General features: G+C 70.4%; 12 protein-coding genes and 1 pseudogene. 6 read left to right on the top strand and 7 right to left on the bottom strand.

Annotated elements, in window-relative coordinates; translation table 11 throughout:
• Window positions 1–3: 3 nt before the first annotated feature.
• Complete coding sequence (gene trmD, locus DI573_RS03645; protein WP_292810749.1) at window positions 4–681, bottom strand: tRNA (guanosine(37)-N1)-methyltransferase TrmD; 678 nt, start codon at window positions 679–681, stop codon at window positions 4–6.
• 167 nt (window positions 682–848) lie between these two features.
• Between trmD and DI573_RS03650 the strand changes: the two genes are divergently transcribed.
• The 3 genes from DI573_RS03650 to DI573_RS03660 are packed head-to-tail and all read left to right on the top strand — an operon-like array spanning window position 849 to window position 5,970.
• On the top strand, window positions 849–2,270 hold the full coding sequence (locus tag DI573_RS03650; RefSeq protein ID WP_292810751.1) for an MFS transporter: 1,422 nt from the start codon (window positions 849–851) through the stop codon (window positions 2,268–2,270).
• A gap of 5 nt (window positions 2,271–2,275) precedes the next feature.
• A complete protein-coding gene (locus DI573_RS03655; RefSeq protein WP_292810753.1) occupies window positions 2,276–3,841 on the top strand; it encodes an FAD-dependent oxidoreductase in 1,566 nt (521 codons plus the stop codon).
• A complete protein-coding gene (locus DI573_RS03660; RefSeq protein ID WP_292810755.1) occupies window positions 3,838–5,970 on the top strand; it encodes a molybdopterin oxidoreductase family protein in 2,133 nt (710 codons plus the stop codon). Before DI573_RS03655 ends, DI573_RS03660 begins: the two co-directional genes overlap by 4 nt.
• Window positions 5,971–5,978: 8 nt before the next feature.
• On the opposite strand, the gene rimM is transcribed toward DI573_RS03660, so the two are convergent.
• The 3 genes from rimM to rpsP are packed head-to-tail and all read right to left on the bottom strand — an operon-like array spanning window position 5,979 to window position 7,328.
• Window positions 5,979–6,671 (bottom strand): ribosome maturation factor RimM, encoded by a 693-nt coding sequence (gene rimM / locus DI573_RS03665; RefSeq protein WP_292810758.1) that lies wholly within the window; start codon window positions 6,669–6,671, stop codon window positions 5,979–5,981.
• Window positions 6,671–6,901: an RNA-binding protein gene (locus tag DI573_RS03670; protein ID WP_292810760.1), complete on the bottom strand. Its 231-nt coding sequence runs from the start codon at window positions 6,899–6,901 to the stop codon at window positions 6,671–6,673. Before DI573_RS03670 ends, rimM begins: the two co-directional genes overlap by 1 nt.
• A 4-nt stretch (window positions 6,902–6,905) precedes the next feature.
• Complete coding sequence (gene rpsP / locus DI573_RS03675; protein ID WP_292810762.1) at window positions 6,906–7,328, bottom strand: 30S ribosomal protein S16; 423 nt, start codon at window positions 7,326–7,328, stop codon at window positions 6,906–6,908.
• Window positions 7,329–7,534: 206 nt separating this feature from the next.
• On the opposite strand from rpsP, the gene DI573_RS03680 reads away from it, so the two are divergent.
• Window positions 7,535–8,713 carry a glutamate--cysteine ligase gene (locus tag DI573_RS03680; RefSeq protein ID WP_292810764.1) on the top strand — a complete coding sequence of 393 codons (1,179 nt, stop codon included), beginning with the start codon at window positions 7,535–7,537 and terminating at the stop codon, window positions 8,711–8,713.
• Between the two features lie 127 nt (window positions 8,714–8,840).
• Here DI573_RS03680 and DI573_RS03685 read toward each other — a convergent pair whose 3' ends face one another.
• The 3 genes from DI573_RS03685 to DI573_RS03695 form a co-directional block, all read right to left on the bottom strand.
• Window positions 8,841–9,698, bottom strand: coding sequence for a DUF559 domain-containing protein (locus tag DI573_RS03685; RefSeq protein ID WP_292810766.1), 858 nt, complete (start codon window positions 9,696–9,698; stop codon window positions 8,841–8,843).
• A 214-nt stretch (window positions 9,699–9,912) separates the two neighbouring features.
• Entirely contained in the window at window positions 9,913–11,481 is a 1,569-nt protein-coding gene (gene ffh, locus DI573_RS03690) for a signal recognition particle protein (protein WP_292810768.1), read from the bottom strand.
• 37 nt (window positions 11,482–11,518) lie between these two features.
• On the bottom strand, window positions 11,519–12,118 hold the full coding sequence (locus tag DI573_RS03695; protein ID WP_292810771.1) for a TetR/AcrR family transcriptional regulator: 600 nt from the start codon (window positions 12,116–12,118) through the stop codon (window positions 11,519–11,521).
• Between the two features lie 85 nt (window positions 12,119–12,203).
• Here DI573_RS03695 and lipB point away from each other — a divergent pair, with 85 nt between their 5' ends.
• Both lipB and DI573_RS03705 read left to right on the top strand, forming a co-directional pair.
• Window positions 12,204–12,854, top strand: coding sequence for a lipoyl(octanoyl) transferase LipB (gene lipB / locus DI573_RS03700; protein ID WP_292810773.1), 651 nt, complete (start codon window positions 12,204–12,206; stop codon window positions 12,852–12,854).
• Window positions 12,851–13,301: pseudogene (locus DI573_RS03705) on the top strand (lipoyl synthase); the annotation flags it as partial. The gene lipB and the pseudogene DI573_RS03705, both read left to right, overlap by 4 nt.

Here is a 13,301-nt window from a genome sequence, read left to right on the forward strand (position 1 = left end):
CCGTCAGGGCAGCAGATCGGGACGCTGCGCGCGGGTGCGCTCGAGGCTCTGCTCCCGTCGCCACGCGGCGATCGCGGCGTGGTTGCCGCTGAGCAGGACCGGAGGCACCTCGTGTCCTCGCCAGGTCGCCGGCTTGGTGTAGCTCGGGTACTCCAGGAGGCCGTCCTCGTGCGATTCCTCGACCAGGCTCTCCGGGTTTCCCACCACGCCCGGGATCAGACGCGAGACCGCCTCGATGACCGCCATCGCCGCGACCTCGCCGCCGTTGAGAACGTAGTCGCCGAGGCTGACCAGACGCACGCGCCCGCGCTCGGCGTAGTGCTCGATGACACGGTGGTCGATGCCCTCGTAGCGACCGCACGCGAAGACCAGCTGCTTCTCGCCCGCAAGCTCCCGGGCCATCCGCTGCGTGAACACCTCGCCCGCCGGGGACGGCACCAGCAGCAGGGCATCGGGGCCCAGCGCCGCATCCAGCGCATCGCCCCAGGGCTCGGGCTTCATCACCATGCCCGCGCCGCCGCCGTAGGGCGTGTCATCGACGGTGCGGTGGCGGTCGCTGGTCCACTGACGGAGGTCGTGCACACGGAGATCGAGGATCCCGCGATCCCGCGCCTTGCCGATGAGGGAGACATCCAGCACATCGAAGAACGCCGGGAAGATCGTCACGATGTCGATGCGCACGGGATCGAGTCTAGGCATCCGCTCATGTTTCGAGCATGTGACGGCGGCCTAACCGCGCCCGATGTCGCTGCGTGACGGAGAAGTGACGCAGCGGTAACCCCCGCGGCAGGCGCCGCGAAACACGGCGTCCGTAACGTCGAAGCACACGTTCCCCCCGAGGAGACCTGATGTCCACGACCGTGCAGACCGCACCCGCCGACAGCGATGCCGGTGCCCGCACCACCTCAGGCACCACCCCCGTCGTCCTCACCCGCCGCCCCGGGCGCTGGGTCGAGGGCTACGACCCCGAGAACACCGACTTCTGGCAGGGCGAGGGTCGAGGCATCGCCCGACGCAACCTCGGCTGGTCGATCTTCGCCGAGTTCCTGGGCTTCATCGTCTGGCAGCTGTGGAGCATCGTCGTGGTCATGATGCCCGCCGCGGGCTTCGACCTGACCAGTTCGCAGTCGTTCTGGCTCATCTCGCTGCCGAGCCTCGTGGGTGCCACGATGCGCTTCCCCTACACCTTCATGGTGGCGCGGTTCGGCGGCCGCAACTGGACCATCGTGTCGGCCGCGCTGCTGCTGATCCCGGCGACGCTTCTGGGAATCGTCGTCGGCAACCCCGACACCCCGTTCGGCGTCCTTCTGCTCGTGGCGGCCCTGGCCGGTTTCGGCGGTGGCAACTTCGCCAGTTCCATGGCCAACATCACCTACTTCTTCCCGCAGAAGGAGAAGGGCTGGGCCCTCGGGTTGAACGCGGCGGGCGGCAACCTCGGCACCTCGGTGGCGCAGTTCGCCGTGCCGATCGCCGTCACCATCGGCGCCGGGGCCACGCTGAACATCTCCCTCGCGGGCTGGATGTGGATCCCGCTCATCCTGATCGCGATCTGGGGTGCGTGGCGCTACATGGACAACCTCTCCAACGCCAAGGCCGACGTCGCGGGCTCGGCCGCGGCGCTGCGCGAGCCGCACCTCTGGCTGATGTCGCTGCTGTACATCGGCACCTTCGGTTCGTTCATCGGATTCGCCAGCGTCTTCCCCAAGCTGATCGCCGACCAGTTTCCCGAGTTCGCGACCTTCCAGGTGGGACAGGCCGCGATCACGCTGGCCTTCTTGGGGGCGCTCGTGGGCTCCCTCGCCCGGCCCTACGGCGGCAGGCTCGCCGACCGATTCGGCGGTGCGCGCATCACGGTGGCCGCTTTCGCGGTGATGGCCCTCGGCGCCCTCGCCCTCGTCTGGACGCTGCCGCTGCGCAACTTCGCCGTGTTCCTCGGGTGCTTCCTCGTGCTCTTCGCGGCCACCGGTATCGGCAACGGTTCGACGTACCGCATGATCCCGAACGTGTTCGCCGCCCGGGGCATCGCCCGCGGCGCCGCTCACGGCAGCATGGACATGCAGCGCAAGGCCGCAGCGGCTCTGGGTCTGATCTCGGCCATCGGGGCCTACGGTGGGTTCGTGATCCCGCAGATCCTGAACGCCTCGCAGCTGACGACGGGCGGCTACGCCGCGGCCTTCTACGGCTTCGTCGCCGCCTACGTCGCCCTGCTGCTGATCACGGTCTTCGCCTACGTGATCCCGCGTCGGGCGCTCGCCGGACAGCGGATCTGACCCGGATGAGCGCCCCCGTCCCGCTTCGCGTCGTGCTCGTCGGCTTCGGCCCCGTCGGTGCGCGCTTCGCGGAGGAGATCCTCCCGGCGATCGCCGCCGGCAGGATCTCCCTGACCGTCGTCGGCGCGGAGCGGGACGATCCCTACAACCGGGTGCTGGTGGCGGAGTACGCGGCGCACGAGGTCGCCCGCGACGACCTGACGATCCTCGAATCCACCGAGTTGACGGATGCCGGGGCGACGGTCCTGCGCGGTGTCCGGGCGACGGGACTCGATCCCGCGGCGCGCATCGTCCACCTCTCGTCGGGCGAACGGCTCGACTACGACCGCCTCGTGCTGGCGACGGGAGCGCGGGCGAACGTGCCCGTCCTCGACGGACTCGAGCGGTTCGCCGCCGTCTCGGACGGCCTCGACGACGCGCTCACGGAGGGCGTGTGCGTGCTGCGCACCGCCGACGATGCCGAACGTGTGCGAGCCGTCGTCGCCGGCGGCGGACGCGTTGTCGTGCTCGGTGCGGGCGTGCTCGGCATCGAACTGGCGCTGCTGCTGGCCCGCGCGGGTGCGCAGCCCACCGTTGCTCACTTCGGCCCGATCCCCATGCCGCGCCAGCTCGATCGCGGCGCGGCCTCGGTGTTGGACGCGGCCCTCGAGCGCGCGGGGGTGCACGTCGTGCCGCACACGCGCGCCGAGGCGATCGTGGCGCGCCCGGACGAGCACGGCGTGCGACGGTTCGAGGCCCTCGTCAGCTCGGACGGCAAGCGCATCGAGGCGGATCTGCTGGTGCTCTCCTGCGGCGTGAGCGCCCGTGCCGAACTGGCGCGCGATGCGGGCCTGCGTGTGGGCGGCGGCGTGCTCGTCGATGACCGCCTGCGCTCCTGGACCGACCCGCGCATCCACGCCATCGGCGACTGCGCGCACATCGGCGACGCCGAGGCGCACCTCCATGATCAGGTCGTACCCGGCGGGCCCGCGGGGCTCATCGGTCCGGGCTGGCGCCAGGCGGAGTGGCTCGCTCGGGCCCTGAACGCCGAGATCGACGGCATCGACATCGGCCCCTTCGCCGACGACGCTTCGGGCGTCGTGCTGCTGAAGGCCGAGGGTGTCGACCTCGTGTCGGCGGGTGATGTGACCCCGGATCCGTTCACGCCCGTCCCCCGTGGCGAGGTCGCGCCCGGGGTCGCGCTCTGGGCCGACCCCGAACACGGCACGTACACCAAGATGGTGACGCGGGAAGGTGTACTGACCGGCTTCGTCAGCGTCGGGATGCCGCGCACGGCCGCCGAGCTGGGTGTGCTGTTCGCGCGGCAGGCAGAGCTGCCCTCCGACCGTTCGCTTCTGCTGCGCCTCGACGCCGTCGAGGATCTCGCCCCGCGGGCGAGCGGACGAGAGGCGACCGTGTGCGTCTGCAACGCCGTGACCGCCGGTGCCATCGAGGACGCGATCGCCGACGGCTGCGCCAGCGTCCCCGAGATCGGCCGCTGCACCCGCGCGGGCACGGGGTGCGGAGGCTGCCGCTCCCGGATCGCCGAGATGCTGACCGCGTCCGGCACGCTCGAGGCGGCACCCGCATGAGTGCGCCGGATCCCGCGGGCGCGCTTCCTCGACCCGCCACCGGAATCCCCACCCACTGCCCGTACTGCGCGCTGCAGTGCGCGATGACCCTCGATCCCTCCCCCGGGGACAGGCTGCCGGTGCAGGTGTCGGGGCGAGACTTCCCCACCAATCGCGGCGGCCTGTGCAAGAAGGGCTGGACCTCGGCGGAACTGCTCGCCGTGCCCGACCGTCTGACGGTGCCGCTTGCCCGTGGTGACGACGGTGAGCTCCACGCAACCTCCTGGGAGGCGGCTCTCGACTCCCTCGCCGCTCGGCTCCGGGAGCTGCAGGCCGAGCACGGTCCCGACACCGTCGGCGTCTTCGGCGGGGGCGGCCTCACGAACGAGAAGGCCTACCAGCTCGGCAAGTTCGCCCGTATCGCGCTGCGGACCTCGCGGATCGACTACAACGGACGCTTCTGCATGTCGTCTGCGGCGGCAGCATCCACCCGCGCTTTCGGCATCGACCGGGGTCTGCCTTTCCCTCTGACGGACCTCGACACGGCCGATACCGTACTGCTGCTGGGATCGAACGTCGGCGACACGATGCCGCCCTTCGTGTCGCACCTGCAGGGAGCGCGCGCGGCAGGCGGCCTGCTCGTGGTCGATCCGCGGCGCAGCAGCACCGCTCGTCTGACCGATGACGGCGGGGGCCTGCATATCCAGCCGGTGCCCGGCAGCGACCTGCCGTTGCTGCTGGGGCTCTCGCACATCGTCCTCGCCGAGCGCCTCTACGACGCCGACTACGTCGCCGCGCGCACGACGGGTCTGTCCGCGCTGCGGGCATCGGTGGCGTCGTGGTGGCCCGAACGCGTGCAGCAGTCGACGGGCGTTCCGGCGCCCACGCTGCGCACCCTGGCCCGGCGGCTGGCCGAGGGTCGCTCGACCTACATCCTGACGGGACGCGGGGTCGAACAGCACGCCGACGGCACCGACACGGCGACGGCCGCGATCAACCTGGCGCTGCTCCTGGGGCTTCCCGGCACCCGGGGCAACGGGTACGGCACCCTGACGGGCCAGGGCAACGGACAGGGCGGCCGCGAGCACGGGCAGAAGGCGGATCAGCTGCCGGGGTACCGCAAGATCACGGACCCCGAAGCGCGCGCGCACGTGGCGGGCGTGTGGGGCGTGGATCCGGACCTCATCCCGGGGCCGGGGGTGCCCGCCGTGCAGCTGCTGCAGTCCGCCGGCACCGACGAGGGCGTCAAGGCGCTGCTCGTGCACGGGTCCAATGTCGTCGTCTCGGCGCCGAACGCGCAGACCGCGCGTGATGCCCTCGCCCGGCTCGACCTGCTCGTGGTGTGCGACTTCGTGCTGAGCGAGACCGCGCGTGTGGCCGACCTCGTGCTGCCCGTGCTGCAGTGGGCCGAGGAGGAGGGCACCATGACCAATCTCGAGGGCCGTGTGCTGCGGCGTCGGCGGGCGCTGACCGCCCCCGAGGGTGCACGCAGCGAGCTGTGGATCATGGCCGAACTCGCGCGACGCCTCGATGCGCCGGGCGTGTGGAGTCTCGATCCCGCCGAGGTTTTCGATGAACTGGCCCGCGCGTCGGCCGGCGGGCTCGCGGATTACTCCGCACTCAGCCACGACATGCTCGACGAGATGAACGAGCGGGGGGATGCCGCCTACTGGCCCTTCGCGGTCGGCACGACCGGCACACCCCGACTTTTCGCGGACGGTTTTGCGCACCCCGACGGTCGTGCCCGTCTCGTCGCCGTGCGGCGCCGATCCGATGTGCCGACGGCGGCCGCGGACGAGCTCACCCTCATCACGGGCCGACTGCTCGAGCACTACCAGAGCGGGGCTCAGACACGGCGGGTCGCCGAGCTGAACGACGCCCACCCCCGCATCGTGGCTCAGATGCATCCCGTCACGGCAGCCGACCGCGGCCTCACGGAAGGCGACGCCGTGCGGGTGTCGAATCTCCGCGGGACAGTGGATGCCGTCGTGGGAATGAGTGCCGACATCCGCCCGGACACGGTGTTCCTGCCGTTCCACTTCGCCGATGCCGAGAGCGCGAATCTGCTCACCAGCGACGCGGTCGACCCGATCTCGGCGATGCCCGAGTTCAAGACCGCGATCGTTCGCGTCGAACCCGTGCCGCTCTAGCGGCGGGATCAGACGGTGTCGGGCCCGTCCGAGCTTTCGCGCGCCTCGGTTGCGGCGACCCCGGTGTCGTCCGCGGTCTCGGCGGTCTCGACCTCGACGGGCTCGTCCTCATCGCCGGCGAGGTCTTCGAAGAGTCCCTCGGGCGGTGTCACGCGAACGCGCCCCGCCGCGATGTCGACCTCGGGCACGAGAGCGGCGACGAAAGGCACCATGACCTCGCGCTCACCCGCGGCGTCGTGCACGCGGACGATCAGCAGGTCCTGTGCGGGAAAGTGGTCGACCCGGACGACCCGTCCCACGACGGAGCCCTCGCGTTCGACGTCGAGGCCGACCAGCTGGTGGTCGTACCAGGCGTCGTCCTCCGCGGGCTCGGCGGCGGCATCCGCATCGATCCAGAGGATGGCCTTGACCAGGCTCTCGGCGCCCGTGCGGTCGTCGACGCCCTCGAAGAACGCGACCGGATGAGTGTTCATCCAGCGGAACTCGCGCACCGTCAGCGGCTTGCCGTGCCAGGGCGAGGACTCGGGAACCTGGAGGGTGAAGGTCGCACCGGGTGTGAAACGACCCTCGGGATCGTCGGTGTACAGCTCGAGCTTGAGGGCGCCCTTGAGCCCGTGCGCCTTGACCAGACGGCCGACGCGCAACTGGGTCTTCGCCCCCTTGGGAGGTTCGGCCTTCATCGGGCCGCTGCCCTCGGCCATCAGTCGTCCGCGACGTCGACGCGCACGCGGCGGCCGCCCGCGAGGGCGGCCACCAGCGTGCGCAGGGCCTTGGCGTTGCGTCCGCCGCGCCCGATCACACGACCGCGGTCATCGGGGTGCACACGCACCTCCAGCACCTCTCCGCGAGAAGAGGTGACGGCCTCGATGCGTACATCGTCGGGATGGTCGACGATGCCCTTGACGAGGTGTTCGAGTGCGGCGGCGAGCAAGGTCTTACTCGGCGTCCGTCGAGTCGGCGGCGTCGGCGTCGGCCGCAGCGGCGTCCTCGGCGGGCGCGGCCTTCTTCTCGGCCTTGGGCACGAGCACCGTCTTCTTCGAGGCGTCGGGCTGGAAGGCAGCCTTGGGCTCGGCGACCTTGACGGTCGAGACGGCGTTCTTGTCGCCCTTGAACTGGCCCCAGTCGCCGGTCAGCTTGAGCAGCGCGAGCACCTGCTCGGTCGGCTGCGCGCCGACGCCGAGCCAGTACTGGGCGCGGTCGGAGTCGACCTCGATGAGCGAGGGCTCCTCGGTGGGGTGGTACTTGCCGATCTCTTCGATGACACGGCCATCGCGCTTGGTGCGCGAGTCGGCGACGACGATGCGGTAGTACGGCGCACGGATCTTGCCCATGCGCTTGAGGCGGATCTTGACAGCCACGATTCTCCTGAATGTGTAGCAATGGAAGACGAACCGATCGCCTGGAGAGTGGGGTGCACACCCGGCGGAAGCTCAATAGGGAGGACCTGGCGCTGGATAGAGGGTCGAGCGCCGGACCCGACCCACCATTCTGCCAGATGAGAGCACGTGCCGCGAACCGGATGACGCTCCCCTGCGCCCGGAACGGGTCGTGTCAGACTGTGCGCATGACAGTGACGTTCCATTCCTCGGCCCGCTCCAGCGTGGGCATCGAGTGGGAGCTCATGCTCGCCGACGGCGCGAGCGGCGACCTGGTGGGACGCGCGGGCGAGGTCATCTCAGCCCTCGCCGAGCAGACCGCCCTCGAACGCTTCACCGTCACCGAAGAGCTGCTGACGAACACGATCGAGGTCACCAGCGGCGTCGGCGACACCGTCGAGGCCGCGGTCGACGACATCGCCGACGCGATCCGCGCGGTGCGTACCGTCACCGACCCCCTCGGCATCGAGCTGCTGTGCGCGGGCAGTCACCCTTTCGCGCAGTGGTACGAGCAGAGCGTGACCGACAAGACCCGCTACCACACCCTCATCGAGCGCACCCAGTGGTGGGGTCGCAACATGATGATCTGGGGCATCCACGTCCACATCGGCGTCGAAGACGTCGACAAGGTGCTCCCGATCGTCAATGCCCTCGCCGTCTATCTTCCGCATCTGCAGGCGCTTTCGGCGTCCAGCCCCTACTGGGCCGGAGAGCGTACGGGCTACGCGTCCAACAGGGCGCTGGTTTTCCAGCAGCTGCCGACGGCGGGCCTGCCCTGGCCGCTGCAGACCTGGGCGGAGTACGAGGGCTACCTCGAGGACATGGTGCGGACGGGTGTGATGGAGGACGCGACCGAGGTGCGCTGGGACATCCGTCCCGCACCGCGCTGGGGCACGATCGAGGTGCGTGCGTGCGACGGGATGTCGACCCTCCCCGAGCTGGCGGCGGTGGCGGCGCTCACGCAGACGCTCGTCGAGCATTTCTCCCGCGAGCTGGACGCCGGGCATGAGCTGCCCACGATCCAGCCGTGGTTCGTGCGCGAGAACAAGTGGCGTGCCGCCCGGTACGGTCTGGGCGCGAGGGTCATCACCGACCGCGAGGGCACCCAGGTGCCGGTCAGCGAGCATCTGGCGCAGACGATCGAGCGCCTGGCGCCGATCGCGGCCGAGCTGCACTGCGCACGGGAGTTCGCGGGGCTGCAGACGATCCTCGAGCAGGGGGCCAGCTCCACCCGTCAGCTCCTCGTCGCCGATGCCGCGGGTGGCGATCTCCGGGCCGTCGTGCAGCACCTGATCCGCGAATTCCGTGCGGGCCCGACCCTGCGCGAACACCTCGCGGGAGTGGGAGACGGCATCCCGGCGTCCTGATTGCGGGAGCGGCGTGTTGAAGACAGGAGCGGTGCCCAGAACAGGATCCCTGTGCGCGATCGGTCCTGTTCTCGGCCCGTCGCCTGTCCTCGTGACATTTCTCCGCGAGGGGTTTCGGCACGGGCACTCACCGGCCCAGATGCAGGCCCTGAGCGATCGCCGCGAGCACCGTGTCGCGCACGTACTCGGGCTCGAACATCACCTGCGCATAGTCGAACCGGAGCACGGTGTATCCGCGCAGCGCGAGGCGCGCGTCGTGCGCGATGTCGCGCCGGCGGTCGGGGGCCGCACTGTGGTGCGCGAACCCGTCGATCTGGATGACGAGCCGCTCGCCGATCAGCCCATCGACCGCATGCCCCTCGATGCGCACCTGCTGAACGACCCGCACGCCCACCGCTCGCATGATCCCGACGAAGATCGTCTCGATGCCCGAGTCCGACAGCGACGATGCCGCTGCGCACACCACCCGCGCGCGGGTGCTGCCCCATCTGACGCGCCGCAGCTGGCCCACGCTCACGACCCTGTTGCGGATCGCCGACTCCCAGACGGTGAGGGCGCCCGCCGCGGGCAGGCAGCGGGCGATGTGGAAGAGCACATTGACGATGGGATCCTCGCTCTGAGTCGCACCCGTCGGCACCGGGCCGGAGCTCCAGTGCAGGACGAGGTCGGTGCGGTCATGGCGCGAGGAGCGCGCGTCGACAGCGACGTGAGTGGAGTCGTGGGCAGGCACCCAGAGGCCGCGCTTGGCCGCCGCGGAGACGCAGGTGAGTCGTCCACCCGCCGCGACCGCGCGTCGCACCCGGGGGTCTGTGCCGGGCAGGAGCAGCCACGACCGTCGCACGCGCACCGCCGCGCCGGCCGCGACCGCCGCGGCCATCTGGCGGCCGGAGTAGCCTGCGGCGACAGCATCCCGTGAATGCGCGACACCTCCCCGCGCACGGAGCCAGTCGAGGAATTCTGCGGGGGCGCTCTGGACCGATGTCACCCTGCCACAGTGCCCGCGGACAGTCAGACGCGCGGCGCACTGATCGCGCATCAGGGGAGGGCGCCGCAATCCCACGGGGTGGGGAGGGGGCGCCGACGACGCCCGCGACAGGAGATGAGCCCAGAACAGGATGATCCTGGTCGAGGCGTCCTGTTCTCGCGCCGAATCCTGTTCTCGAGACGCGGTCTGGGCACCAGGGCGTGGATGCTGCGGCTCAGCCCTTGCCGAAGAGCTTCTGGATCTGCGCCAGATCTGCCTCGCTCGGCTGCGACGCGTCGCCGCCGGGCAGCGCACCGCCGAGGCCGAACCCCGAGCCCGTGGGAGCGCTGGGCGCCTTGGCCGCGATACCGGAGTTCTCGGCGGCGCGCTTGGCGGGGTTGCCCGACCGAGAACCCGCCTTGGCCTTCTGCTGCTTGCCGCGCTTTCCGCCGCCGTGCCCGCCGGCGATGGGACCCATGCCCGGGATCTGCGGCATGCCGCCGCGTGCGACCGTCTTCATCATCTTGGCCGCCTGATCGAACCGCTGCACGAGCTGGTTGACGTCCGTGACGGTCATGCCCGAGCCGCGGGCGATGCGCAGGCGCCGCGATCCGTTGAGCACCTTCGGGTTGCGACGCTCCCCCGGTGTCATCGACCGGATGATCGCCTCGGTGCGATCGATCTCGCGCTCGTCGAAGTTCTCCAGCTGCTGCTTCATCTGGCCCATGCCCGGCAGCATGCCGAGCATCTTCTTCATCGAGCCCATCTTCTTCATCTGCTGCATCTGCTCGAGGAAGTCCTCGAGTGTGAAGCTCTCGGTCGCGAGCTTCTCGGCGACCTTCATCGCCTCCTGCTCGTCGAACGCCTGCTGCGCCTGCTCGATGAGGGTCAGGATGTCGCCGAGGTCGAGGATCCGCGATGCCATGCGGTCGGGATGGAAGGGCTCGAGGTCGTCGAGGCCCTCACCCGTGGAGGCGTAGATGATGGGCCGGCCGGTGACGGAGGCGACCGAGAGCGCGGCGCCGCCTCGGGCATCACCGTCGAGCTTGGACAGCACGACGCCTGTGAAATCCACACCCTCCTGGAACGCCTTGGCCGTGTTGACGGCGTCCTGGCCGATCATCGCGTCGATGACGAAGAGCACCTCGTCGGGGTCGGTCGCGCGGCGGATGTCGGCGGCCTGCTTCATGAGTTCGGCATCCACACCCAGGCGACCGGCCGTGTCGATGATCACCACGTCGTGCTGCTGCCGGCGCGCCGTCTCGACGCCGTCCCTGGCGACGCGGACGGGGTCGCCGGTGCCGTTGCCCGGCTGGGGGGCGTAGATCGCGGCACCGGCCTGCTGGGCGACGACCTGCAGCTGGTTCACGGCGTTGGGTCGCTGCAGGTCGGCGGCGACGAGCAGGGGCGTGTGCCCCTCCTTCTCGAGCTGCTTGGCGAGCTTGCCGGCTAAGGTCGTCTTTCCCGAGCCCTGCAGGCCCGCGAGCATGATCACCGTCGGGGCGGTCTTGGCGAACTGCAGACGACGCTGCTGACCACCGAGGATGCCCACGAGCTCCTCGTTGACGATCTGCACGACCTGCTGCGCGGGGTTGAGGGCGCGGTTGACCTCGTCGCCGAGTGCACGCTCGCGCACCCGGCCGGTGAACTCCTTGACGACCGTCAGCGCGACGTCGGCGTCGAGCAGTGCGCGCCGGATCTCGCGGACGGTGCCGTCGACATCCGCGGGGGTGAGCTGGCCCTTCTTGCGAAGGTTGCGGAAGGTCTCGGTGAGACGATCGGAGAGGGTGCCGAAGGTAGCCATGATCCCCCGAGTTTACGCGAGCGGATGCTGTCGCCGATCAGCCCGCGGAGAAGCCCAGCACATCGAGGGCCCTGCCGAGGACCACGACGAGCGGCGTGCGACCCGGCTCGTGCCGCGCCCATTCCTCGATGGCCGCGAGCACGGCACCCCCGTACGCCGCGGCAACGACCGCGGCGCGCAGATCGTCGGCCCCCGCTGCGCGCAGTCGCGTCGCGACGGGTCGGGCGATCCGCGCGTGACGCACGGACGCCTCGCGCGCGAGCTCGTCACCCAGCCCCATCTGTCGGGCGTTGAGCAGCGCGAGCGCCAGGCTGTCGGGCGCGAAGCCCTCCGCCATCGCGACGAGCGCGGTGCGTACATCGGCGTCGGCGTCGGCCGTGCGCGCCGTGTGCGCTGTGGTCAGGCGTGTCACGAGCGCCTCGATGCGCTCGTCCAGCCCGCTCCAGAGCACATCGGCCTTCGAGGTGAAGTAGTTGAAGAAGCTCGAGCGGCTCACGCCCGCGCGTCGCGTGATGTCGGCGATCGAGGTCGCCTCGTAGCCCTGCTCGAGGAAGAGCTCGCACGCGGCCTCGGCCAGGACCTCGCGGGAGGACGCCCGTGGCCTGCCCGAGCGCGCAGCGGCAGCATCCGTCGGCATGTCACACACCCTACGGCGCCGGCCACGCCCGCGCGGGCGTATTGTTGGACGCGGTCCATCAAGTCGCCACAAGCGAGGAGCGCACGTGCTCGAGATCCAGAAGGTCGGTCTCAGCCCCGACTACGTCCCCTACCTCGAGGGGTGGGAGCTGCAGCGGCGCATCCACAGCGAGGTCGTCGGAGGCGAGCGCCCCGACACCCTGCTGCTCCTCGAGCACGAGGCGGTCTATACGGCCGGCAAACGCACCGAGCCCGCCGAGCGCCCCATCGACGGCACGCCCGTCGTCGACGTCGACCGCGGCGGCAAGATCACCTGGCACGGCCCGGGTCAGCTGGTGGGCTATCCCATCGTGCGACTGCCGGAGCCGGTCGACGTCGTCGCCCACGTGCGTCGGCTCGAAGGCATCCTCATCGACGTCCTCCGGGAGCGAGGAGTCGAGGGATACCGCGTCGAGGGACGCAGCGGCGTGTGGGTGCGCCGCCCCCTCTCCGAAGACAAGGTCGCCGCGATCGGCGTGCGCGTGCAGCGCGGCGTGACGATGCACGGCTTCGCGCTGAACTGCGACAACTCCCTGGCGGGCTTTCGCCAGATCATCCCCTGCGGGATCGCGGACGCGGGGGTCACGACGCTCAGCGAGACCCTCGGCGCGGATGTCTCGCCGACCGACATCGTCGACGAGATCACGGCGGCCTTCGAGGCCGCCTACGCCGGCACCCCCGCGGGAATGGCCGCATGAGCGCCGTCCCGGAGGGTCGCAAGCTGCTTCGTCTCGAGGTGCGCAACGCCGAGACGCCGATCGAGCGCAAGCCCGAGTGGATCAAGACCAAGGCCAAGATGGGACCCGAGTACACGGCCCTGCACTCCCTGGTCAAGACCGAGGACCTGCACACGGTGTGCCAGGAGGCGGGCTGCCCCAACATCTTCGAGTGCTGGGAGGACCGCGAGGCCACATTCCTCATCGGCGGCTCCCAATGCACGCGCCGCTGCGACTTCTGCCAGATCGACACCGGCAAGCCGGCGGACTACGACACGGACGAGCCGCGTCGCGTCGCCGAGAGCGTCGTGCGCATGAACCTGCGCTATGCGACGGTGACCGGCGTCGCCCGCGACGACCTGCCCGACGAAGGCGCCTGGCTGCATGCCGAGACGGTCCGCAAGATCCACGAGATGAACCCGAACACGG

The sequence above is a fragment of the Microbacterium sp. genome (assembly GCF_003248605.1).
Classification (GTDB): domain Bacteria; phylum Actinomycetota; class Actinomycetes; order Actinomycetales; family Microbacteriaceae; genus Microbacterium.